We start from the raw sequence: 24490 nt of genomic DNA on the forward strand, positions 1-24490 counted from the left end.
ACGCATTGCTTGGACAAGGCAAATATAGCGGGCACCGGAGTTTAGCTACTCCGGTGCCCGCTTGTTTTTTCTGAAATACTTCCTCCTGCTTGCCCCTTCTTAAAAGGACAAAAGTTCTCAAAGAGACGAAAGGAAAATTAATACTCTCCGTGCAGCCTCAGCCTGCCGCGCAGCGAGTGTATCTCCCGCTGCATCTCTTCCATCCTTGCCAGCAGATGGTGGATGGCATCAATCCCTTCCATATTGATGGAAAGGTCGTAGTACATACGGCTGTACCGTTCCACATCCGGCAACTCGGAGAAAGGCAGATAACGCTCTCCACCTTCCTGCTCCACATCTATCAGTCCACTTTCGCACAGCATATCAATAAAAGTGGGCTCTATATGACACTTGTCACAATATTCGCTGATGACAATCCATTCGTTCTGCATAATCCGTTCTCCTTTCATTAGTTCATACTCTGAATTTTACGGAACATCTCTTTCTGCTGTTCCGTCAGGTTTGTCGGCAACTTCACGGAATAAGTCACGATGAGATCGCCAAACTGTCCCTCCTTCTTATATACGGGGAAGCCCTTACCCTTCAGACGTACCTTAGTCCCGTTCTGAGTTTCGGGTTTCACCTTCAGCTTCACCTGACCATCCAAAGTATCCACCAACTGGTCGCCACCCAGCAGGGCTGTATAAAGGTCGACGGTCACATCCACATACAAATCATCTCCCAAACGCTTGAATACCGAGTCGTCCGGAATCACAAACGTGATGTATAAGTCACCTGCAGGACCTCCGTTGATGCCCTCGCCACCATAGCCTTTCAGTTTGATGACCTGTCCGTTGGCCACACCGGCCGGAATGGTAATACGCACTTGCTTGCCATTCACCGTCAATATCTGTTTATGGGTCTTCGCAGCCTCACGAAGCGAGAGGTTCAAATCCGCATGATAATCCTGCCCGCGGAAACCGGCATTGGCACCACCTCCGCCGCGCGTACGATGACCGAACATCTGTTCGAAGAAGTCTGAGAAACCACCGGCATTACTGCCCGAAAATTCCTGGCCGTCGGAAGAATACCAATACGTACCGCCTCCGTCCGTACCAAATCCCGCACCGGAACCTCCAAAACCGGCACCGCCAAATCCCCCGAAGCCCCCGGCTTGCTGCTGTGCCCGCTTCTGCGCTTCAAACTCGTCGGCATGTTTCCAGTGTTCACCATATTCATCATATTTCTTTCTTTTTTCAGGATCACTCAGCACCTCATTCGCCTCGTTGATAGCCTGAAACTTATCCTTGGCCGTAGCATCGTTCGGATTCAAGTCAGGATGGTACTTGCGCGCCAGCTTGCGGAACGCTCTCTTGATGTCATCCTGAGATGCCTTTTTGTCCACTCCAAGGACCTGATAGTAATCAATATAAGCCATAGTCTATTAGTTTTATTGTCTAAATACCATAAAACAAATAACACGCCAATTTGTTTTACGCATTACTAAAATAGGTAAACGAAAATTAAAAAGCATCATCAAGCATAATAATTACGTGATAAACAAACATTTAGTTTCAACCAAACACTTATTTCACGTCTATAAAATACCAAAATAGTGTAAACGACACCTAATATCGTCTAATTATTCATCCTAAATCTTCCTAAAATTGACAGAAAATGCTTTATTTGTAATAAGGAAAATTTGTTTTATATATAATCCCCAACCTTAGATTAAAAACCCCCATTATGAAAAGTAATTATTGGCTCCTAACGGTAATATTCGCTCTCGTAGCCCTGCCGGGCAAAGCAGGCGAATGGATCAGAATCAACCAACTCGGCTATTTGCCGCAATCCGTCAAAGTCGCTGTATTCATGAGCGAGGAAGGAACAAACGTAGAAAATTATTCATTGATTGACGCTTTCACCGGAAAGGTGGTGCGTACCTTCAACACAACCAAGGCCACCGGCAAGATGGGAGGCATGAAGAGTACCTACCGGTTGAACTTCAGTGATTTCACAGAACCGGGCACGTATTATCTGAAAGCAGGCAAAGCGGTCTCCCCCCGTTTCCCCATCAATGCACAAGTCTACAACGGTACCGCAGACTACCTGCTGCACTACATGCGGCAGCAACGCTGCGGCTATAATCCGTTCCTGAAAGACAGCTGCCACGTGCACGACGGCTACATCGTCTATCATCCCACCAAAACCGGACAACATATAGACGTCCGCGGAGGCTGGCACGATGCTACGGACTATCTGCAATACACCACCACCTCCGCCAATGCCATCTACCAGATGATGTTTGCCTATCAGGAAAATCCGGAATCATTCGGTGACGCCTATGATGCAGCCGGACATCCGGGAGCCAACGGCATTCCCGACATCGTGGACGAAATCAAGTGGGGACTGGACTGGCTGAACCGGATGAATCCTGCTCCGGGCGAGCTGTACAACCAGATAGCCGACGACCGTGACCATGCCGGAATGCGCCTACCTAACAAAGACCTGGTGGATTACGGCTACGGACCGGGTAAAGGACGCCCCGTTTACTTTTGCAGTGGCGAACCGCAAGTACGTGGAGAGTTCAAGAATGCAACGACCGGAGTGGCAAGCACTGCCGGCAAGTTTGCCTCCTGCTTCGCTTTAGGCGCCAAGATACTGAAAGACTACTATCCTGAATTTGCAGCAGAAATCGAAGCCAAGGCCGATGCCGCCTATCAGGAAGGCGTAAAGAAACCGGGAGCATGCCAGACTGCCTCTGTCTTGTCTCCCTACATTTACGAAGAGGACAACTGGGTGGACGATATGGAACTGGGAGCCATGGAACTGTACAAAGCCACCGGCGACAACAAATACCTGGCCCAAGCCCTTGAATACGGACGTCGCGAACCGGTGACTCCTTGGATGGGCGCCGACAGTGCACGCCACTACCAATGGTATCCGTTCATGAACATGGGGCACTACCATCTTGCCAAAGTGGACAACAGCCGCATCAGCAAGGAATTCATCCGCAACATGCGTACGGGCATTGAACGCACGTACGAGAAAGCGGTAGAAAGCCCCTTCCTGCACGGTATACCCTACATCTGGTGTTCCAACAATCTGACTACCGCCATGCTAACCCAATGCCGGCTGTACCGTGAAACCACCGGCGATGACACATACGCCGAAATGGAAGCCTCCCTGCGCGACTGGCTGTTCGGCTGTAACCCTTGGGGAACCAGCATGATTGTGGAACTTCCCCTTTACGGAGACTATCCCTCGCAACCCCACTCCTCACTGCTGAATGCAGGCGTGGGCAATACTACCGGCGGACTGGTGGACGGTCCTGTCTATCGTACCATCTTCGAAAGCCTGCGCGGTGTCAATATGACGGGAATTCCCGGAACTCCCGGACAAGACTACGAACGCTTCCAGCCAGACCTGATGGTATATCACGACGCCATCCACGACTATTCCACCAATGAGCCTACCATGGATGGAACCGCCTGCCTCACGTACTACCTCTCTGCCATGCAGAAGGATGGAATGAAGCAAGCCGGTATCCCAAATGACAAGAATGTATATGTGGACGGAGGCATTATCCGCACCGATCCCTCAAAAAAGCAAATCACCCTCGTATTCACTGCCGCCGACAAAGCAGACGGTGCCGATGCCATCATCAGTACCTTGAAGAAGCATGGCATCAAAGGTGGCTTCTTCTTTACCGGAGAGTTCTATGAACTCTATCCCGATGTAGTGAAACGCCTGCTCGACGAAGGGCATTTTGTAGGCAGCCACAGTTACGGACATCTGTTGTACATGCCTTGGGAAGACCGTGATTCTCTGCTGGTCACCCGCGAAGAGTTTGAGAACGATATGATGAAAAGCTACGAGACCCTCCGCAAGGCAGGTATCGAATACAAGGACGCTCCCGTCTATATTCCTCCTTACGAATACTATAACAAGGAAATATCTGCCTGGGCAAAGAATATGGGTATTCAAGTCATCAACTATACCCCTGGTACCATGAGCAATGCCGACTACACCACTCCGGACATGGGACAGAAGTACCGGAGCAGCAAATTCATCTACGACAAGATTATGGAGGTGGAAAAGAAAGAAGGTCTGAACGGACACCTAATGCTGATACACTTCGGAACGGACGACCGCCGCACAGACAAGTTCTATAATGGCTATCTGGACAAGATGATTAAGACGCTGAAACGAAAAGGCTACACTTTTGTACCGGTCCGCGAGGCTGTCGGTATATAAGCATACTCTAACAAAGATTTATTGAAAAGGTTAGTTAAAAAGGTTATCGTGCAAAGGTATTTAAGGTAAATATTCAATCGGTTTGTTTTCAGTAAACCTTCCCCTACCCCCAAGAGGGGAAAGTTTCGAAGTAAGCTCCCAGCCTGTGAAGGTTAGGAGCTTTTATATATTTCAGAGAAGCCTTTTTACCGATTGCAGCAATTGCTCGATATCTTCTTCCGTAGTATCAAAAGAGGTTACAAAACGGATTTCGTGGATGGCCTCATCCCAGAAGTAGAAGAAATAGTCCTTCAACAGCTCGTCAATCACCGGACGGGGCATCGTAAGGAAAAGCTGGTTACTTTCCACCTTCTGCGTAAAATGCGCACCTGGCAATTCCTTCAATCCGTCGTAAAGAATCTTTGCCATACGATTGGCATGCGCGGCATTTTTCAACCAAAGGCTGTCCGTCAGATAGGCAGTAAACTGGCAGGACAGATAGCGGAGCTTGGATGCGAGCTGTGCCGACTGCTTGCGCACAAAATAAGCTTCCTTCTTCAAAGCTGGGTTAAAGACAACCACGCTTTCTCCCAACATCAGTCCATTTTTCGTACCACCGAAGCTGAGGATATCTATCCCGCAATCCACTGTCAGTTCCCTAAAGCCAAGATTCAAGGCTGCACAAGCATTTGCCAGACGTGCTCCGTCCATATGGACATACATGCCATGCCGATGGGCCAAATCCGTCAAAGCCCGCAACTCGTCCGGCTTATAGACAGTGCCCAGCTCCGAACATTGCGAAATATAGATGGCTCCGGGCTGCGAATGATGCTGTTCGCCGAAATGGCACAAATAAGGACGGACTAAATCGGGCGTCAGCTTGCCGTCAGGGGTAGCTATAGGACGAATCTGACAACCTGTCATACGGGCAGGCGCACCGCACTCATCGACATAGATATGTGCGGTCTCCGCACAAATAATGGAATTATAAGGGCGGGTACACAGCTGCAAAGCCACCGCATTACTGCCCGTACCATTGAATACGAACAACGGTTCGCAATCCGGCGTAAACGCTTCCCTTATTTTACGGACAGCCTCTTCTGTCCAAGGGTCATCCCCATAACCGACAGCATGGTCACTGTTGGCCCGGTTCAGTGCCTCCATTACCAACGGATGTACGCCTGAATTATTGTCTGAAGCAAAACTTCTCATAATCTTTCTGTTTTTGTTCATTGAAAAGAATGTGCAAAGGAAAGAATATTCTGCAACATGAAAAAACAAAGGAGCACAGATTTCATCCCCCCGGCAGAAAATGCTTCCGCACTATGAAATCTGTGCCCCTCAATCAATCCATTCACTCGGTTCCCTTTATCCGATATAAACATTTACCCCTAGTGAAACATAAAGTTCATCTTCTTCCTGATGAATTTCAATCTTGTCCTCACGGGCAAGCCACCCCAATGCGGCTCCCAACTCCTTGTCCTTCAGTCCGGACTTCCTCTTTAAAGAACCGTAGCTCCATCTGGTATAATCGCTAAGCAACTGCCAAACTTTCCCAGCATTTAGTCCAATTTCGCTTTTGTTCATTTTCTCTTCAATTAAAAAGGTTAATAGTTCTTGTTGATTAGGTTATCTTTACGAAGGGTAAAGATATGATTTTTTATTTTGCTAACAACAAAAACGAACAAAAGATATGAAAACTAATCATTTTTGTAACACTTTTGTAATATTACACGCTTTTTATTAATAATCAAGAAGGTAAATAGAACAAAAAAACCGCAGTATCTATCAAAAAGACACTGCGGTTCTCCTATTTGATTAAGCAATCAGGGAAAACGATCTTACATCATTCCGCCCATGCCTCCCATTCCGGGAGCACCCATCGGCATCTCAGGCTTATCTTCTTTCTTCTCTACGATTACACATTCTGTAGTCAGGAACATACCGGCAATAGAAGCGGCATTTTCAAGAGCCACACGAGTAACCTTGGCAGGATCTACCACACCGGCTGCATGCAGGTTCTCATAAACATCGGTACGGGCATTGTAACCGAAGTCTGCCTTGCCTTCGCGTACTTTCTGCACAACAACAGCACCTTCTTTACCGGCGTTGGCAACAATCTGACGCAACGGTTCTTCGATAGCACGCTTGATGATGTCGATACCTGTGGTTTCGTCCACATTGTCACCCTTGAAGCCTTCCAATGCATCCAATGCGCGAATATAGGCTACACCACCACCAGGAACGATACCTTCTTCGATAGCAGCACGGGTAGCACGGAGTGCATCGTCCACACGGTCTTTCTTTTCCTTCATTTCAACCTCAGAAGCAGCACCCACATAAAGAACAGCTACACCGCCAGACAACTTGGCCAGACGTTCCTGCAGTTTTTCCTTATCATAATCAGACTTCGTAGCAACAATCTGAGCCTTGATTTGTTCGCAACGTTCCTTGATGTTCTCTTTGTCACCGGCACCGTTTACGATGGTCGTGTTATCCTTGGAAACAGTTACCTTGTCGGCAGTACCCAGCATTTCGATAGTAGCTTGTTCCAGCTTCAGACCTTTTTCCTCGCTGATGACAACACCACCGGTCAGCACTGCAATATCCTCCAACATTTCCTTGCGACGGTCACCAAAGCCCGGAGCCTTCACTGCACAAATCTTCAACTGAGAACGCAGACGGTTTACAACCAAAGTTGTCAGCGCTTCGCTATCCACATCTTCTGCAATAACCAGCAAAGGACGACCGGTCTGTACTGCCGGTTCGAGGATAGGCAGGAAATCTTTCAGGTTGGAAATCTTCTTATCATAAATCAGGATGTACGGTTTTTCCATTTCGCACTCCATCTTCTCCGTATTGGTAACGAAGTAAGCAGAGAGGTAACCACGGTCGAACTGCATACCTTCAACCACACCGATAGTAGTATCAGTACCCTTTGCCTCTTCGATAGTGATAACACCGTCTTTGGAAACTTTGCGCATAGCGTCTGCAATCAGCTTGCCGATAACGGGGTCGTTATTGGCAGAAACGGAAGCAACTTGCTCAATCTTGTCATAGTTGTCACCCACTGTTTCCGCCTGGCCTTTGATAGAATCAACCACTTTGGCAACAGCCTTGTCGATACCGCGTTTGATATCCATCGGGCTAGCACCGGCAGTCACGTTCTTCAGACCTTCGGCTACGATAGCCTGAGCCAAAACAGTAGCAGTTGTAGTACCGTCACCTGCATCGTCGCCGGTCTTGGAAGCAACTTCCTTTACCAGCTGTGCGCCAGTATTCTGATATGCGTCTGCCAACTCTACTTCTTTAGCTACCGTTACACCATCTTTCGTGATGTGGGGAGCACCGAATTTCTTTTCGATGATAACGTTACGACCTTTAGGGCCGAGGGTTACTTTTACTGCATTTGCCAGTGTGTCGATACCTTTCTTCAATTGGTCGCGGGCATCGATATTGAATAATATTTCTTTTGCCATAACTATATTTACATTTTAACGATTTACAATTTACAAATTAACCTAAAACAGCGAGCACATCGCTTTGACGCATGATGAGGTACTTGGTTCCTTCAACTTCCAGTTCAGTACCGGCATACTTGCCATACAGCACTGTGTCACCAACCTTCAACACCATTTCTTCGTCTTTTGTTCCGTTGCCTACTGCAATAACTTCACCTTTCAAAGGTTTCTCTTTCGCTGTATCAGGAATAATGATACCGCCAATTGTCTTTTCTTCTGCAGGTGCAGGGAGTATCAGCACTCTGTCTGCTAATGGTTTAATGTTCATAATCTTTTTGTTTTATATGTTATACATTTGTTATAATGGTAATTTTGCTTTAAACAAGCGATAAACAACTTACGAAAACCGTGCCAAACGAACAAGCTGATTGTTTGGCAGACAAAGGCTGACAAAATGGCAAAGTATACAACAATATTTGCTATCTTTGCAGCCTCAAAAATGATTTGACTTATGAACGCAATATGGATAGTCCTCCCCATTCTTACCTTATTGATGTTTGAACTGGGACTGACATTACAAACCGAAGACTTTAAACTGTTCCGCAAACGCCCCCGCCCCATTATTGCCGGGCTGGCAGGCCAAATCATCCTACTGCCGATGCTGGCATTTGCTTTAGGACATGTCTTCCAGCTCGAACCTCTGTTCTTTATCGGCATCATACTCATAGCCTGCTCGCCAGGCGGCAGCTCATCCAACATCTTCTCCATGATAGCCAAAGGAGACGTAGCATTGTCCGTGTCACTGACGGCATGCAGCAGCATTATTACGCTGTTCACTATCCCCGTGATTATGGAATTCGCCACACACTTTGTAGACAGCAATCTGGACATAGATATCCATCTCCCCGTAGGCAGCCTTATCATGCAGAACCTGGTTCTGATGCTTCTTCCCATTGTAGCCGGCATATTCACGAAGCGCTACCGTCCGCAAATGGCAGAAAGGATTCATAATATATTGTCCAAGACAGCCTTTCCCGCACTTATCCTGCTGGCAACCATCTTCTTCATACAGCACCATGCTACCATCACCGGCCAATTCGGCAAACTGGGCCTCTGCATCTCCATTCTTATCCTGCTGGCTATGGGAGGCGGCGTAGTGCTATCGAAGTCCATGCGCCTCAACCGGAAAGAACAACGTACACTCATTATAGAAATCGGTATGCAGAATGCCGCACAAGCAATTGCTGTTGCCAGTAGTCCGTTTGTATTCAACAATGACATTATTGCAATACCTGCCATTATCTACGCACTGGTAATGAATGTTATTCTGCTGATTTATGTGGGAGTGGTGAAGCGGCAAAGATAATCTTCCAACCGGTATCTCCCCTTCTTCTGTGTCGCTTTTCCATACTGTATCACTTTCCGGGGGCAAAAATGCAAACAAGCCATACAATGAATGCACTGCTTTCCCCACACCGGATGCCCATCCACCAACCGGATATTACCTACCGGACAAGATTTGCCGCATATTCCGCAAGAGATACAGCCTTCATCTACATGGAAACTCCTTGTACCAATGACAAAACGGACAAACAAAGGATTCACAACATACGTTTTCAGCCAGGCAGCACTGCCCTCATGCACATTCCAGACCCTCTTCCGTGCAATGACATCTTCGGCAATCGAAGCGACAGCATGCCGTGCGTTCTCTATCTTCTTGAGGCAAAGCGCCCCATCGTCCAAATTGAACATCGGTACATAGGTATTGGGCATTGCAACAGACCAGGCTGCATCCAACGGAAAATGTTCCGCCAGGCGGTTCATTCCCTTTCCCATATCGTCCCCGCATGTACACACGGCATAACGGTAACAGCAGTCCGGCAACCGGAGCTGCGACAAAAAATCAATCAAGACACGAGGTGCATACCATGAGTGTACCGGAAAAACAATACCTAGTCTGTCAGCTATCGACAGCCCTGCGGGTATCGAGCCTTGCTTAAGGCAATCAACAATGCTGACGGCAGTATCATGCATAGCCTCTGCAAGCAATTCTGCAATCCAGCGTGAGTTTCCGGTTGCGGTAAAATAAAGTATCATCGGCAATATGTTTTGCCGACAAAGGTAGTGATTTGACTTGAATTCCTTCTATTCCAGCAGCTCTTCTATGGAATAATTTTCCCAGAACGCTTTTGTAGAATGTACCAATGAACTGCCCATATAGAGCAGGAACAATGCCGCTATGACAATCATCAGGAAACTGACGAGGGCATTGTGTTTTTCTTGCTTAAGCTCAACAGAAACCATAAGAACCTCCTTTTTTGTCAGTACAAAGATAAATGCAGGATGTTTCATTTTTCCTACGCCACTATTACAAATACCTATATTTGTGCCATAAATATACAAAAAAAGGAGCAATTTTGTGCTCCTTTTTAAATGTATTTCAGTTTTTATTATTTCAGTTCGCTAACCAGCTCTTGGGGAGTGACCATTTTCTGCTCTCCGGTCTCCATATTTTTCAATGTCACCTTACCTTCATTCATTTCATTCTCACCCACCAGGGCCACAAACGGGATGGCTTTGGAGTTCGCATACCCCATCTGTTTCTTCATCTTGCTTGCATCGGGGAAAATCTCGGCACGGATGCCTGCCGCACGCACTTCAGTCAATACATTCATTGAGAATGCGGCCTCTTTCTCACCAAAGTTGATAAACAGTAACTGAGTACCGTTCACCGCTTCTTTCGGATAAAGGTCAAGCTGGTTCAGCACATCAAAGATACGGTCTGCACCGAACGAGATACCGACACCACTGACACCGGACATACCGAATACACCCGTCAAGTTGTCATAGCGTCCTCCACCAGTAATACTACCGATTTGCACATCCAGCGCCTTTACTTCGAAGATGGCACCGGTATAGTAATTCAAGCCACGGGCCAATGTCAAATCCAGCTCGATTTCGTTCTTCAAGCCAAGGTTCTTTAAGGTGGAAAGGATAAATTCACTTTCCTCCACGCCTTTCAGTCCGGTCTCGCTGGCAGCAAGAACTTCCTTCAGAGTTGCAAGTTTCTCTTCATTACTTCCGCTCAACAAAATGATAGGTTGCAGTTTGGCGATAGCCTCGTCACTGATGCCTTTCTCTTTCAACTCGGCATTGACATTGTCCAGACCTATCTTATCCAACTTATCAATGGCCACAGTAATATCAACAATCTTGTCAGACTCACCGATGATTTCGGCAATGCCACTCAATACCTTACGGTTGTTAATCTTGATACAAACACGGATGCCGAAGCGGGTAAATACCGTATCGACAATTTGCATCAGCTCCACCTCATTCAGCAAGGAATCACTGCCTACCACATCGGCATCGCACTGATAGAACTCACGATAGCGTCCTTTTTGCGGACGGTCGGCGCGCCACACGGGCTGTATCTGATAACGTTTGAAAGGAAAAGTTATTTCATCGCGGTGCATCACCACGTAGCGGGCAAAAGGTACTGTGAGGTCATAGCGCAAACCTTTCTCGCAAAACTTGCAGGCAAGTCTCGGAGCATTACGGCTCAACAGTTCTTCATCTGTCAGTCCGGAAAAGTAATCACCGGAGTTCTGTATCTTGAACAAAAGCTTGTCGCCTTCCTCACCATACTTCCCCATCAAGGTAGAAAGCATTTCCATCGAGGGCGTTTCTATCTGCTGAAAACCATAGAGATGATACACCTCACGAATCGTATTGAATATATAGTTACGCTTCGCCATTTCTACGGGCGAGAAGTCACGGGTTCCTTTCGGAATACTTGGTTTTGCTGCCATAATCAGTTCAATTATTTTAAAAATCGGACGACAAAGTTACAGTATTTTATTGATTAAGAAAAGAGAATGTTTACCTTTGTATCATTACCGTCGCATAAAAACGACCAAAACAAACTTCAAACTTACACATTTATGAAAGAGAGACTGATTTTATTCTGCATGTTGTTGCTATGCGGCATCGGTGTTAGCCGGGCACAATCCGGCAACGCCAAAGACTTCGACCAAAAAGAAGAAACCATCGTACAAAAGCTGCAACAAGCCGTCAATGAGAAAAACTATAAAGAAGCCGAAAAGAACGGTAAGGCTTTGATAACTCTGTTCAAAGAACAAGACGAGAACACTCAGAAAAAGTACAGCTGGCTCATACAGTCCTATTACTACAATTTAGCCTGCTTCCAATCCTTGTTAAAGAAAAAAGGTGAAGCCATCAAAAATTTAGAACTGGCCTACGACAATGGATTTCAAGATTACAACCACATGATGAATGATACCGACTTAGACAACCTGCGCAGCGATAAACGGTTCAAGGCAGTGCTTGCCAAAGTGAAGAAAGTGGGTGACTACCTCGACATACTTCAAAAAACACCGGGATACACCCACAATGAGCGCCCTGATACACTCCCCCGCTTCGAATACATCAATCCCAACAACAAGTATTTAGTAGAGGTACGCCAATACTTCAAGTTGGACAGTGTGGCAGGCGCAGGCGACGAACTATCAAAAATAAAGAACATACTGACTTATATACACAATACCATAAAACATGACGGAAACCATGAAAGTCCGGCAGGCAGCAACATCATAAAATGGGCAGAAGCTTGCAAAGGCGGTGCGCGAGGTCTGCATTGCGGAGGTCTTGCCCATGTACTGAAGGATTGTTATCTGTCCATGGGATTTAAGGCACGCCACATCAGCGAATTACCCCAAAAATACATTGGCGAATGCCATTCCATTAACGTAGTTTATTCCAATACCTTGGATAAATGGATATGGGTAGACCCTACCAACAATGCCTGGGTGATGGATGAAAACGGCATCATGCTAAGCGTGCAAGAAGTGCGCGAACGTCTGCGAGACGGTCGTCCGGTAATCCTAAATGAAGAAGCCAACTGGAATAACCAGCAGAAGATTACCAAAGAATATTATTTAGACAGCTATATGGCCAAGAATCTCTATAGCATAAAAGCAGACGATGTACTGCTTTGCCCCTCAGACCCTAATGCAGAAAACTTCTTCCAAGCCAAGTACGTGGTCAATGACGATGCCTGGTTCTGGCAGTCGCCCTATTAGGAATAAAAAAACAGATGATGCATCCGGCAGAGACACATCATCTATTTAATCAGACCATCTGTTTCGGGTGAACAGATGGTCTGTTTTTTATGTCTGCATCATGTGTTTAATCTCTGCGTCCCATGAATATCATGATATAATAAATCAGGGTAGCAAGCGAACCGAGAGCAGCCACTACATACGTATAGGCAGCCGAGCGGAGTGCATCTTCCGCTTGCGCATGATTATATGAATTCGTAATGCCGGAATTGCTAAGCCATACCAGCGCACGCTTACTTGCATTGATTTCCACCGGCAAGGTGATGAAGCTGAATAAAGTTGTCAATGCAAACAGTATAATGCCCGCCAGCAACAGTTGCGGAAAGGAGTTCAGCATCAAGATACCTGCCAGCAGCAACCACGTCATCCACTGTGAGGCAAAAGAGACTACCGGCACCAGTTTGCTGCGCATTGTCAACGGAGCGTATGCGCGTGCATGCTGCACGGCGTGACCACATTCGTGGGCTGCAACGGCAGCAGCCATGATGCTATTACTGCTATAAACACTCTCACTCAGGTTTACTGTCTTATTGGCAGGATTATAATGGTCGGTCAGATGTCCGGGAGTATGCGTCACGGTCACATCGTAAATGCCATTGTCGTGCAGCATCTTCAAAGCAACGTCCGCTCCCGTCATTCCGTTGCCGGTAGGGATTTTAGAGTACTTCTTGAACTTGTTCTGAAGATTCATCTGTACCAGCCAACTGACGACGGCAATACCGATAAAAATAATCCATTGCATTCCTATCATTCCTGTTCCCATAATTTTCTTTCTTTAAATTGTGAATAAATCAGTCGTTTCTTATTGTATAACAAATAGTCTGCCAAAAATAAAAGGAAACGGTGAGCAATGCCAGCGTTTCCTTTATCTTTTAGGAAGAATTAAAGATTTCTGATTTATAATTTATTTTTCAATCTCCACCTCTATCACTTTATCAATATCCGTCGGAACCTCCGGCAAGTAGAGCATCACCCCTCCTTCACACTTACGGAACTTCACTGGAAGACGGTCGGCATACCCCACTGCCTTCCTCACTTTCTTGCCTTCCAACGGCAGGAAGAGAGCCTTATCCTGCAATTCGAGAATATGCACGTATAATTTATTTTCTCTTTGTGTAGTGACTCCCCAAGGATGCGGAGCAATGCAGCCGCCACGGGTTCCGTAGATGGTTTCACCGTATACCTTCATCCATTCCCCTACTTCTGCCAGACGCTCCAATGCAACAGCAGGCAGCTCACCGTCCGGCTGAGGACCGATATTCATCAGCAGATTGGCATCTTTACCCGCAGCCTTCACCAGGTAATGTATCAGCGTTTTGGTAGATTTATAATCCTGGTCCGTAATCTTATATCCCCACATTCCATTCATCGTCTCGCAGGTTTCAAGGGGCAAGGCGCTGATATCCTGCCCGGAAAGGCCGGCACGGTTCTCTCCCGGCAGGTCGCGCTCGAATATCTGGATGTCCTCGCCGGCAAACGGTGCTTGATGATGGTTGTTCCCAACCAAGCAAGCCGGTTGCAGGCGGTGTATCATGGCATATTGCCCGGGCAGTTGCCAGTCAAAATCCGGATTCTGGTCCTGGTCCCACCAGCCATCAAACCAAATGGCACCTATTTTTCCATAATTGGTGAGCAGCTCGGTCAGCTGGTTGTTCATGAATTTATAGTAGCTATTCCAGTCGCCCTTCGGATTCGGTCGTCCCGTTCCACGTCCGGTGCGTCCCCACGGAGCATCTTCGCGATACCAGTCGATGTGCGAATAGTAGAGATGCAGACGAATACCTTGCTTGTGGCACTCGTCCGCCAATTCTTTCAGAATATCCCGCTTAAAAGGGGTAGCATCCACAATATTGTAATCGGAAAAGCGTGTGTGGAACATAGAAAAGCCATCGTGATGCCGGGATGTAAAGCAGATATACTTTGCCCCGGACGCCTTAATGGCTGACACCCATCTGGCAGCATCGAATTTGGCAGGATAGAAACCTCCCGCCAGTTTGGCATACTCCTTATAATTAAGGTTCTTGTTCGTCATGGTCCATTCTCCGGTAGCCAGCATACTGTATATCCCCCAATGCAGGAAGATACCGAAGCGATTGTCCCGAAACTCCTGACGGGATTTCAAGTTCTCCTCCGTCGGCTGGTAAGTCTGCGACTGTGCGGAGCACACAAGAAGAAACAACAGTAAAAAAGACAAAAGACGTGTTTTCATGGCAATAAATAAAAAAGGCACGGATTATCCGGACACCCACGGTTCTTCAGATGAAGCCGCGAAATCCGTGTAATCCGTGTCTAAGGTTATCTGTTTGTTTTATTATTCCTCTGTATACCGTTCGATGGTCTGCTCACGGTCCGGTCCCAGAGAAACAATCTTGATGGGCACACCAAGCTGTTCTTCCAGGAATGACAAATATGCATTGAATTCTTCCGGGAACTCATCTTCACTCTGCATCTTGGTCATATCCGTCTGCCAACCGGGTAGCTCTACATAAACCGGTTCAACAGTCTCATTGATATCGAACGGGAAGTAATCAATCTCTTCCTCATCCATCTTGTAAGCTACACAAGCCTTAATGGTTTCAAAAGAATCGAGCACATCGCTCTTCATCATAATCAGTTTGGTAACCCCGTCTACCATAATGGCATATTTCAATGCCACCAGGTCAATCCAGCCACAACGGCGCTTACGTCCTGTCACAGAACCGAACTCATGACCCAGCGTGCAAATCTGGTCACCGGTCTTGTCGAATAATTCCGTCGGGAACGGACCGGCACCTACGCGCGTACAATAGGCTTTGAAAATCCCATATACCTCACCAATCTTGTTGGGAGCAATGCCCAGACCGGTACAAGCACCTGCACAAACCGTATTGGAAGACGTTACAAACGGATAAGAACCGAAATCAATGTCCAGCATTGTCCCCTGCGCACCTTCGCACAATACAGACTTGCCGGCAGCCAGCAGATTGTTCATCTCGTGTTCGCTGTCCACCAACTGGAATTGTTTCAAGTATTCGATACCTTCGAACCATGCCTTCTCCATTTCTGCAAGGTCATACTCATAGTTCAGGCTCTTCAATATCTGTTCATGACGGGCCTTGGCCGCTGCATACTTCTTGTCAAAGTCATGCAGAATGTCGCCTACACGCACACCGTTACGGCTGATTTTATCCGTGTAAGTCGGTCCGATGCCTTTTCCGGTCGTTCCTACCTTTGCATCGCCTTTGGCTGCTTCGTATGCAGCATCCAGTATGCGGTGAGTCGGCAGAATGAGGTGTGCTTTCTTGGAAATGTGCAAGCGTTCCTTCAAGTTATGGTCGGACGCTTCCAATGATTCGGCTTCCGCTTTGAAGAGAGCCGGGTCAAGCACCACTCCGTTACCGATGATATTCACCTTGTCTCCCTGGAATATTCCAGACGGAATGGAACGGAGCACATACTTCTGCCCTTCAAACTCGAGTGTATGTCCGGCATTCGGTCCGCCCTGGAAACGAGCTACGACATCGTATCTCGGAGTTAACACATCAACGACTTTGCCTTTGCCTTCGTCGCCCCATTGTAATCCTAATAATACGTCTACTTTCATTTTTCTTTTTTATGGTTATTATTCTTTTTCTTCCGTTTATTGGCCCGGTCACACTTGCTGCACAACCCATACATATATAAGGAATAGTGCGTAAGATTAAAACGGCTCAGTTTGGTATTCTCAATGGCATGTTGCAACTCCTCGTTCTGAAACTCGGTCACCTTTCCGCACTGGGTGCATATCTGGTGATGGTGCGTATCGCGATTATAAGATTTTTCGTATTGGGAAGAGTTGCCGAACTGATGCTTGATGACCAGACGAGCATTTATAAGCAAAATGATGGTATTGTAAAGCGTTGCACGGCTGACGCGGAAATTCTCCTGGTCGGCCATCAGTGAATAGAGCGTGTCGATATCAAAATGACCGTCTATGGAGTAAATGGTGTCAAGTATGGCATAACGTTCGGGAGTCTTCCGATGCCCGTTCGCATTCAGATATTCAGTGAATATCTGCCTAACTGTATCTTTCACATTCTGACTTTCCATTTGACGGCGCAGTTTTACAGCCAACAAAGTTAATCCTTTTTTGTGGAAAGCAAACGAGAAAGAGATAAAAATTGCGATAAGGGAAATATTCCCTTACCGCATCAGTCTCTATAACCATAGAACTAATCTAACAAACCTCCTCTTTTACAAGATTGTATAGTAATTGTTCTACATCAGAAGAAGAATTGTCCATACCCTCCACCCTGCGGCAAACTTGAAAAGAATTTTCCTCATTTTGCTGCATAAAGCGGCGGATAGCGGTCATGGCTGCATTGCGCACATGATAGGAGCCCGACAAAAAAGCCGTTATTGCCTGGTCGAGGAACTCATTTTCAACCCGTTCACTCATATCCCCTTTCTTCATCAATAGACGGGCTATGGTGAGGAAGCCGCAAACCTGCGTGTATTCGTCCTCGCTTGCAATCCAATGGAAGGACTTGGCAGGCGCATAAGGAAGATGTTGGAATAAATTCATGCAGGTAAGTTCTGCAATCTCGATATTACGGATATCTTCCACCCAGATATCGGCTATCTCGGGCAGGAAACTCTCTACCGGCTGTAAAAGTCCCGCCAATATTTTGCACTCTCTGATATCTTCTTTCCACAAAGCTTGAGCCAGAGAGTGGTCCTTCTCGTAACCGGCAGCAATACCCTTGATACGGGGCAACTCCACGCCGAAGTTCAGCTTATATACCAGCCCTTTCTCACGCATACTTTGGGATACAGCCCCGTTCATTGAGAGACGGAGCTGTGTCTTTATATCTTTCAGCCGCTGATGCAGCTGCTCTTTAGTATCTATCATAGTTCATCATTTATTGACAGAAGGCAATGTAGAATAATCTTTGCTATAACGCAACATCTGTTCCGCATAACCTTCATCATAAGTCACTGTCACATCTGTTATAGTACCGTCGGCATCCGTCACCGCTTCATACTTGGGATTGACGAACCCCTTATACGGCGCAAGATTCAGCTTCTTGTAGCGTTCCAGCACTTCGGCATGCAAAGCGGGATCGACTTTCACGGCATAGGCTTCCACCAAATCATGGGCACCGGCATAGTCACCGGTGGACTTGATACGCTGTATCTCGGCAAGCAACCGGCCAAACAAGTCACGCACTTTCTCATAATCGTTTATCACGACGTACGTCTTCCCATCCTTCTTTACCAATTCCACAACCTTCTCCGCCGCACCTTTCTCGTACACCCAGCGGGCTATGAGCTGACGGTTGCGCATATGGGCTTCTTCTACATTGTTACCCGGCTCGATACGTACAAGCTGTGTCATCAAACCATTCATCAGATAGGTGTAGTATTGAGCCTTATAAGCATCCGCACTTGGAGTAAGCCCCAGTTCCACCAGCTTCGGGTCGGCCACGTAGTAGAGTCCGAACAAGTCGGCGCGCGCTTCTTCGATAGTAGAACCATATGCCTTCAACGCATCCGGGTCCACACCCGGGAGCAATTTACCGGAACCATGTCCCAAACATTCATGCAGGTCAGTATGCAGTTCATCTGTCACATCTGCGTACTTATCAATCAGTTGAAGCTCTGCATCACTGTACACAAACTCCTCATTGAACCCGTTGCCATGAGCTGCCTTGTTATAAGCATCTGTAATGTTACCGATTGTAACGGATTTCGAACCATGATGGCTACGTATCCAGTTGGCATTGGGCAGGTTGATGCCGATAGCAGTTGCAGGATACAAGTCACCGGCCAGAATAGCCGCCGTGATTACCTTGGCAGACACCCCTTTCACTTTCTCCTTCTTGAATTGTCCGTCTACCGGCGAATGGTCCTCAAACCACTGTGCATTGCCGCTTATCAACTCTGTACGCTGGGTAGCTTCCAAATCTTTAAAATTCACCAGAGATTCCCAGCTTGCCTTCATGCCGAGCGGGTCACCATAACTTTCGGTAAAACCGTTCACAAAGTCAATGCGTGAGTTCAAATCCTTCACCCACAAAATGGCATATTCATCGAATGTCTTCAAATCGCCGGTTTCATAGAATTCCATCAGTTTGGCTATCACCGCCTTCTGCTCGGGAGTCTCGGCAACTCCTTCTGCCTTCTTCAGCCAGTAGACAATCTTTTCAAGTGCCTGTCCATACAAGCCCCCCACTTTCCATACTTTCTCCTGAATCTTGCCATCCTCTTTCACCAAACGGCTATTCAAACCATAGGAAACGGGAGTTTCATCCTGCGGATTCTTCAAGGCATTATAGAAATCTTCGGCCTCCTGCTGCGTCACGCCATCGTAATAATTGCATGCGGAAGTCAAAACCAAATCTTCACCGGCAGCTTGGTTCACCCGTTTGGGCATCACCGTGGGGTCGAAAATAACGGGGAACACTTCCTCGCACAGTTGTTCCACAGTCTGTCCTTCGGCAAGCGGCAATGTAGCTGCATCCACACTCTGTACAGCCTGCCTGAAGAATTCGGGAGTAAATCCCGGAACGAACTTTTCGCTGCCATAGTGATGATGAATGCCGTTAGAGAACCATACCCGCTTGAGGTACACTTCCATAGCCTTGAAATCAGGAGTATTCTTATCTCCCTTATAGCCGGTATAGACAGCTTCCAGCATCCGGCGAATCGTCAGGTTGTACTTGCCATTCTGGTCGAAAAGAATGTCTCTGCCCTGCAAAGCCGCTTCCGTCAAATAATAAACCAATTCTTTTTGTTTGAGGGACAAATCCTCAAAACCTGGTACGCGGTAACGTAAAATCTGTAAATCTGCAAATTGTTCCACTGTATAGTCAAATTTTTCTGCCTCAGCAGTTGTTTTCGGATTTCCGCCACAAGCCGTCAATAGAGAAAGGGCAGTCACCATAGAAATTAGTTGTTTCTTCATGTGTCGGGAGTATATGGATTGGTATTAAAAAAGAAGAAAAGGAAGTATCCCGAAACAACTGTTCCGGAATATTTCCTTTTTATTCATTCAGTCATACAGAATTATTTCTTCTTAGCTTCTTTTTCTGCGTGTCTTTTACGATATCCATTAGGAGTCTCACCTACATTTTTATAGAAAGCAGCATAAAAAGACTGACGATTTGCAAAGCCGACCATCGTACTGATCTCCTCTACATTCTTGTCAGCATATCTTTTGTCTGTCAACAAATGCTGAGCTTCTTTTACTCTATATTCATTCAGCAGGCAAGAATAGTTCATGCCGAAGCGTGAATTCACCACTGCAGACAAATAGCGAGTATTGGTCTGCAATTCTTTCGCCAAATCCTTAGCGGAATAATCAGCATCTCTGTACTTCTTTTGTACAACAACGATATTCAATATCTTGTCATACAACTCATCTGCCAATTCCGGCCTTATCAAAGAACGGTAGGCAGCATCCTTTTCTTTCTTTTCGCGCAGGTTGTAAGGACGTTTCTTCGTTCCTTTTTCCTGGGCATTGTTTTCTAAATCACTCATTGAATTAACTGGTTAGGGTTGTTTAAAATCGGAAAAGCCAAAGGGTTAGCCCCTTAGACTTTACAAAAGTCAGACATTTTTTTTTAATACACAACTTTTCCCGTATATATTTTTGATAAATAAACAACGAAAAAGGTTGAAAAGTAGGTCAATTCAGCCATTAATAAGAAACTTTAACCTTTTGCAGAAACTCATATGATACAAAATCTTGATGACTTTCCATTTGTAGTATATGCAATAATTAGTGTACCTTTGCCGGAAGAAATCCATACTGCCAGATTATGCTACAAACGCTCAAGACATATTTCGGTTACGACAGTTTCCGCCCCTTACAAGAAGACATCATACGCCATCTGATAGACCGTAAAGACGCATTGGTACTGATGCCTACGGGAGGTGGAAAGTCCATCTGCTACCAACTTCCCGCCCTATTGAGTGAAGGCACGGCGGTAGTGGTTTCTCCGCTCATTTCCTTGATGAAGGACCAAGTGGAAACGCTCTGTGCAAACGGTATCGCGGCCGGTGCACTGAACAGCAATAATGATGAAACAGAGAATGCTTCCCTACGACGTGCATGCATGGAAGGCAAGCTGAAACTGCTATATATTTCTCCTGAAAAATTATTGGCGGAAGCCAACTATCTGTTAAGGGATATGCATATTTCCCTTTTCGCCATTGATGAAGCTCACTGCATCTCACAATGGGGACACGATTTCCGTCCGGAATATACACAGATGGGCATCCTTCACCAACTGTTTCCCCAGGTTCCCATCATTGCACTTACTGCCACAGCCGATAAAATAACCCGTGAAGATATTATTAAACAGCTACACCTCAACCAACCGAGAATTTTCATTTCATCTTTCGACCGTCCCAACCTGAGTCTCACCGTAAAAAGAGGTTACCAGCAGAAGGAAAAAAGCAAAGCCATCCTCGACTTCATCGCCCGCCATCCGGGAGAGAGCGGCATCATTTATTGCATGAGCCGCAGCAAGACTGAAACAGTGGCACAAATGCTTCAAAAACAAGGGATAAAGTCAGCAGTCTATCATGCCGGACTGTCGTCGGCACGAAGAGATGAAGCACAAGACGACTTCATCAATGATCGCGTGCAAGTGGTATGCGCCACCATTGCCTTTGGAATGGGAATTGACAAAAGCAATGTGCGCTGGGTAATTCATTACAATTTGCCCAAAAGCATTGAAAGTTTCTATCAAGAAATAGGACGTGCCGGACGAGACGGAATGCCCAGTGACACCCTTTTGTTCTATTCACTGGCCGACCTCATTCTGCTCACTAAATTCGCAACGGACAGCGGACAACAAAGCATCAACCTGGAAAAACTGCAACGCATGCAGCAATATGCGGAAGCAGATATCTGCCGCCGCCGCATTCTGTTAAGCTATTTCGGTGAAAATACGACCTGCGACTGTGGAAACTGTGATGTATGCAAAAATCCCCCCGAACGTTTCGATGGTACAATAATCGTACAAAAGGCACTTAGTGCAATCGCGCGTTCCGAGCAACAGATAGGAACCGGTATTTTAGTGGACATCCTCCGAGGAAACATGAGTTCTGAAGTTACAGAAAGGGGATACCATCGCCTTAAGACCTTTGGAGCCGGGCGTGAAGTACCTGCCAGAGATTGGCATGACTACCTGCTGCAAATGTTGCAACTCGGCTATTTCGAAATAGCCTACAATGAAAACAACCATCTGAAAATTACTCAAAGCGGAACAGATGTCTTGTTTGGCAGAGCACGCGCCCTGCTTGTCACCATCCGCCGCGAGGAAGCTGTACAAGCTACAAGAGGCCGTAAACGCAAGGCTACAGTTCCAACCAAAGAATTGCCATTGGGATTGCCCAATAAAGAAAGTGGGGAACTTTTCGAGGCTCTCCGCACTCTCCGCAAACGCCTTGCCGACCAGGAAGCACTTCCTGCCTATATCGTACTGTCCGACAAAGTGCTCCACCTACTCAGCACCTCCCGCCCCACTACCATAGAAGAATTTGGTAATATCAGCGGTATCGGTGAATATAAAAAGAAGAAATACGGAAAAGAGTTTGTGGAACTGATACGGAAATACAGTTGAATATTATTTACACTGTAACAGTAAATCCCTAAGGTCACCTTGCGGCACGCCAAGCGAAATGGCTTTTTCGAAGTCACGTTTTGCCAACTCCTTTTTCTTTTGAGAAAGGTAAATTTGCCCCCGTATCAAGTAGGCTTCTGTCTGCGAAGCATCCAGCTTGATGGCTTCTTCCAAGTCCATCATGGCCAGGTCCACATGTTTCATATCCTGCTCTACACCCGCACGTGCTACGTAAAGTACGGCATATTGCTGGGTAGTCAGCCGGGTAGCTTCTCCTCCTTTTTCTGCAATCATGGCATTCAATATCGAAAGCGCCGCTTCATATTTGCCCTCCTTCTGCTCCAGTGTAGCCAACCCCAGACGGCCATTGTAACTCTGGGGGGCAAGTTTCAGCAGACGTTCATAATCAGACTTTGCAAAATTATAGTTGCGCTGCCGCATATAGATATAGGCACGCATCAGCAAGGCTTCCTGATTATCGCTTTCTATATCCAGCACCAAAGAATAGTCTATCCGGGCCAAATCATCCTTCCCCAACTCAAGGTAAAGAGCGGCACGATTCATCAGGGCAGGTATGGCACGCGGAGCAATGTTCAATGCCAGAGTATACGAGTCAAGGGCCTGCTCATACCGGTGCTGCCGACGTTGTATCGTACCCAAGTTGGAGAACAGCAAAGCGTTATGAGGATTGGCGGGCTCCATTTTCAAAGCTTGTTCAATGTATTTTTCGGCCAATGACAAGCTGTCTTGCTCCGTGGCTGCAACCGCACGTTCGCTCAGTTCCTGATAGGTTTGTGAAAAGGCAGGGAACATCGTGGCTCCACACAAGAAGAAAGAAAAAATAAGTTTCTTCATATAATAGTTCAGTATTTATTCCAAAGGATAGGTATCGAAAGCGAACAGTTCTGTTGACAAATAGCGTTCCCCCGTATCGGGCAGTAGGGCAACAATCATTTTATCCGCAAATTCAGGGCGTTCGGCCAGCAACCGTGCCGCATATACCGCCGCACCGGATGAGATGCCAGCCAGCAAGCCTTCCGTAGAAGCCAGCTCTCGTCCTCCACGAATGGCCTCGTCATCGGGCACCGGAATAATCTCGTCTACTACAGAAGCATCATAAATGGAAGGAATAAAATTGGCCCCAATCCCCTGGATGCGGTGCGGTGCATCTTCCCCTCCTTCCAGAACCGGAGAGGAGGCCGGTTCTACAGCCACAACATAGACATCCGGATTATGTTTCTTCAAGGCACGCGCCACTCCACAGACCGTACCGCCCGTGCCCACACCGGCAACAAAAACAGTCACTTTACCATCCGTGTCCGTCCAGATTTCTTCCCCCGTAGTATGTTCATGAGCCTTGGCATTGGAGGGATTCTCAAACTGCTGCAGAATAACCGCACCAGGTATCGCATCCCGCAATTCTTTCGCTTTGGCAATGGAGCCGGCCATACCTGCCAGTCCGTCGGTCAGTACAATCTCCGCACCCAAGGCTTTCAACAGATTACGGCGTTCCACACTCATGGTCTCCGGCATGGTCAATATCAAATGATATCCCTTGATGGTTGCTACCATCGCCAGTCCCACGCCGGTATTGCCACTGGTAGGTTCAATAATCGTGGCTCCGGGTTTCAAAGCCCCACGTGCCTCGGCATCCTCAATCATGGCAAATGCCACACGGTCCTTCACGCTTCCCGCCGGATTAAAAGATTCCAGCTTAGCCACAATATTTCTTTTCAATCCGTATTTACGACTGTATTCAGCCAATTCCATCAAAGGAGTATGCCCAATCAACTCCGTCAGGTTCTTTGCAATTTTCGCCATAATCTCACTGTCTAATACATTCTTCCCGTACACACTTATGTAACATGGATATGCTGACAAAGATATGGAAATTCCAAGAAATAAACCGTGCGGGAAAGGAAAGATTATACTGCCATCTATCAAAGCTTAACACGAATAAAGAGGATGAAAGGATATGAAACGATTGAAGAAGGCAGGATGAGGAGGAAGAACCATATCTGACAATCAGCGACTTCCCACTGCAAAGATGGTGCATGCTTTTTGCAGTAGTACTGCAAAC

Annotated in this window: 22 protein-coding genes; 4 read left to right on the forward strand and 18 right to left on the reverse strand. The window is 46.7% G+C overall.

Annotation, left to right across the window (positions count from 1 at the left end):
- Window positions 1-137 precede the first annotated feature (137 nt).
- Together DW896_RS06085 and DW896_RS06090 are read right to left on the reverse strand one after the other, a co-directional pair.
- A complete protein-coding gene (locus DW896_RS06085) occupies window positions 138-431 on the reverse strand; it encodes a chaperone modulator CbpM (RefSeq protein WP_009036538.1) in 294 nt (97 codons plus the stop codon).
- A gap of 17 nt (window positions 432-448) precedes the next feature.
- The gene (locus DW896_RS06090) at window positions 449-1417 is read right to left on the reverse strand and encodes a DnaJ C-terminal domain-containing protein (protein ID WP_005826253.1); all 969 of its coding nucleotides are present in this window, start codon (window positions 1415-1417) and stop codon (window positions 449-451) included.
- Between the two features lie 308 nt (window positions 1418-1725).
- Here DW896_RS06090 and DW896_RS06095 point away from each other — a divergent pair, with 308 nt between their 5' ends.
- Window positions 1726-4236 (forward strand): glycoside hydrolase family 9 protein, encoded by a 2511-nt coding sequence (locus DW896_RS06095; RefSeq protein WP_119993025.1) that lies wholly within the window; start codon window positions 1726-1728, stop codon window positions 4234-4236.
- A gap of 171 nt (window positions 4237-4407) precedes the next feature.
- On the opposite strand, the gene DW896_RS06100 is transcribed toward DW896_RS06095, so the two are convergent.
- The 4 genes from DW896_RS06100 to DW896_RS06115 all read right to left on the reverse strand — a co-directional run bounded on the left by DW896_RS06100 (window position 4408) and on the right by DW896_RS06115 (window position 8004).
- Window positions 4408-5427, reverse strand: a complete 1020-nt coding sequence (locus tag DW896_RS06100; protein ID WP_119993042.1) for a low specificity L-threonine aldolase — start codon at window positions 5425-5427, stop codon at window positions 4408-4410.
- 156 nt (window positions 5428-5583) lie between these two features.
- Complete coding sequence (locus tag DW896_RS06105; protein WP_005826242.1) at window positions 5584-5802, reverse strand: winged helix-turn-helix domain-containing protein; 219 nt, start codon at window positions 5800-5802, stop codon at window positions 5584-5586.
- A 254-nt stretch (window positions 5803-6056) separates the two neighbouring features.
- Window positions 6057-7694: a chaperonin GroEL gene (gene groL, locus DW896_RS06110; protein WP_005835590.1), complete on the reverse strand. Its 1638-nt coding sequence runs from the start codon at window positions 7692-7694 to the stop codon at window positions 6057-6059.
- A gap of 37 nt (window positions 7695-7731) precedes the next feature.
- Window positions 7732-8004, reverse strand: coding sequence for a co-chaperone GroES (locus DW896_RS06115; RefSeq protein WP_004290132.1), 273 nt, complete (start codon window positions 8002-8004; stop codon window positions 7732-7734).
- Between the two features lie 183 nt (window positions 8005-8187).
- Between DW896_RS06115 and DW896_RS06120 the strand changes: the two genes are divergently transcribed.
- A complete protein-coding gene (locus tag DW896_RS06120) occupies window positions 8188-9042 on the forward strand; it encodes a bile acid:sodium symporter family protein (RefSeq protein WP_009036534.1) in 855 nt (284 codons plus the stop codon).
- Here the strand turns inward: DW896_RS06120 and DW896_RS06125 are convergent.
- The 3 genes from DW896_RS06125 to hisS form a co-directional block, all read right to left on the reverse strand.
- On the reverse strand, window positions 9012-9773 hold the full coding sequence (locus DW896_RS06125) for an EFR1 family ferrodoxin (RefSeq protein WP_009036533.1): 762 nt from the start codon (window positions 9771-9773) through the stop codon (window positions 9012-9014). The genes DW896_RS06120 and DW896_RS06125 overlap by 31 nt on opposite strands.
- A 48-nt stretch (window positions 9774-9821) precedes the next feature.
- Window positions 9822-9980, reverse strand: coding sequence for a hypothetical protein (locus DW896_RS21450; RefSeq protein WP_008663974.1), 159 nt, complete (start codon window positions 9978-9980; stop codon window positions 9822-9824).
- 146 nt (window positions 9981-10126) lie between these two features.
- The gene (hisS, locus tag DW896_RS06135; RefSeq protein WP_009036531.1) at window positions 10127-11488 is read right to left on the reverse strand and encodes a histidine--tRNA ligase; all 1362 of its coding nucleotides are present in this window, start codon (window positions 11486-11488) and stop codon (window positions 10127-10129) included.
- Window positions 11489-11620: 132 nt separating this feature from the next.
- On the opposite strand from hisS, the gene DW896_RS06140 reads away from it, so the two are divergent.
- Window positions 11621-12778: a transglutaminase domain-containing protein gene (locus DW896_RS06140; RefSeq protein WP_034528561.1), complete on the forward strand. Its 1158-nt coding sequence runs from the start codon at window positions 11621-11623 to the stop codon at window positions 12776-12778.
- Window positions 12779-12884: 106 nt separating this feature from the next.
- Here the strand turns inward: DW896_RS06140 and DW896_RS06145 are convergent, their stop codons facing one another.
- The 7 genes from DW896_RS06145 to DW896_RS06175 form a co-directional block, all read right to left on the reverse strand.
- Window positions 12885-13580, reverse strand: a complete 696-nt coding sequence (locus tag DW896_RS06145) for a zinc metallopeptidase (RefSeq protein WP_005826222.1) — start codon at window positions 13578-13580, stop codon at window positions 12885-12887.
- A gap of 141 nt (window positions 13581-13721) precedes the next feature.
- Window positions 13722-15026, reverse strand: coding sequence for an alpha-L-fucosidase (locus DW896_RS06150; protein WP_005826218.1), 1305 nt, complete (start codon window positions 15024-15026; stop codon window positions 13722-13724).
- A 102-nt stretch (window positions 15027-15128) separates the two neighbouring features.
- Window positions 15129-16400: an adenylosuccinate synthase gene (locus tag DW896_RS06155; RefSeq protein ID WP_119993028.1), complete on the reverse strand. Its 1272-nt coding sequence runs from the start codon at window positions 16398-16400 to the stop codon at window positions 15129-15131.
- On the reverse strand, window positions 16397-16885 hold the full coding sequence (locus tag DW896_RS06160) for a Fur family transcriptional regulator (protein ID WP_005835580.1): 489 nt from the start codon (window positions 16883-16885) through the stop codon (window positions 16397-16399). Before DW896_RS06160 ends, DW896_RS06155 begins: the two co-directional genes overlap by 4 nt.
- A 127-nt stretch (window positions 16886-17012) precedes the next feature.
- Window positions 17013-17687 (reverse strand): DNA alkylation repair protein, encoded by a 675-nt coding sequence (locus DW896_RS06165; RefSeq protein ID WP_117749344.1) that lies wholly within the window; start codon window positions 17685-17687, stop codon window positions 17013-17015.
- 6 nt (window positions 17688-17693) lie between these two features.
- Window positions 17694-19742, reverse strand: a complete 2049-nt coding sequence (locus DW896_RS06170) for a dihydrofolate reductase (RefSeq protein ID WP_009036527.1) — start codon at window positions 19740-19742, stop codon at window positions 17694-17696.
- Window positions 19743-19843: 101 nt separating this feature from the next.
- Entirely contained in the window at window positions 19844-20317 is a 474-nt protein-coding gene (locus tag DW896_RS06175) for an AraC family transcriptional regulator (protein WP_005826207.1), read from the reverse strand.
- A gap of 281 nt (window positions 20318-20598) precedes the next feature.
- Here DW896_RS06175 and recQ point away from each other — a divergent pair, with 281 nt between their 5' ends.
- Window positions 20599-22410: a DNA helicase RecQ gene (recQ, locus tag DW896_RS06180; protein ID WP_119993030.1), complete on the forward strand. Its 1812-nt coding sequence runs from the start codon at window positions 20599-20601 to the stop codon at window positions 22408-22410.
- A 3-nt stretch (window positions 22411-22413) separates the two neighbouring features.
- Here the strand turns inward: recQ and DW896_RS06185 are convergent, their stop codons facing one another.
- A complete protein-coding gene (locus DW896_RS06185; protein WP_005826199.1) occupies window positions 22414-23265 on the reverse strand; it encodes a lipopolysaccharide assembly protein LapB in 852 nt (283 codons plus the stop codon).
- A gap of 15 nt (window positions 23266-23280) precedes the next feature.
- A complete protein-coding gene (cysK, locus tag DW896_RS06190) occupies window positions 23281-24231 on the reverse strand; it encodes a cysteine synthase A (RefSeq protein WP_035449638.1) in 951 nt (316 codons plus the stop codon).
- Between the last annotated feature and the right edge of the window lie 259 nt (window positions 24232-24490).

It is taken from the genome of Bacteroides sp. AM41-16 (assembly GCF_003603495.1).
Lineage (GTDB): Bacteria > Bacteroidota > Bacteroidia > Bacteroidales > Bacteroidaceae > Bacteroides > Bacteroides uniformis.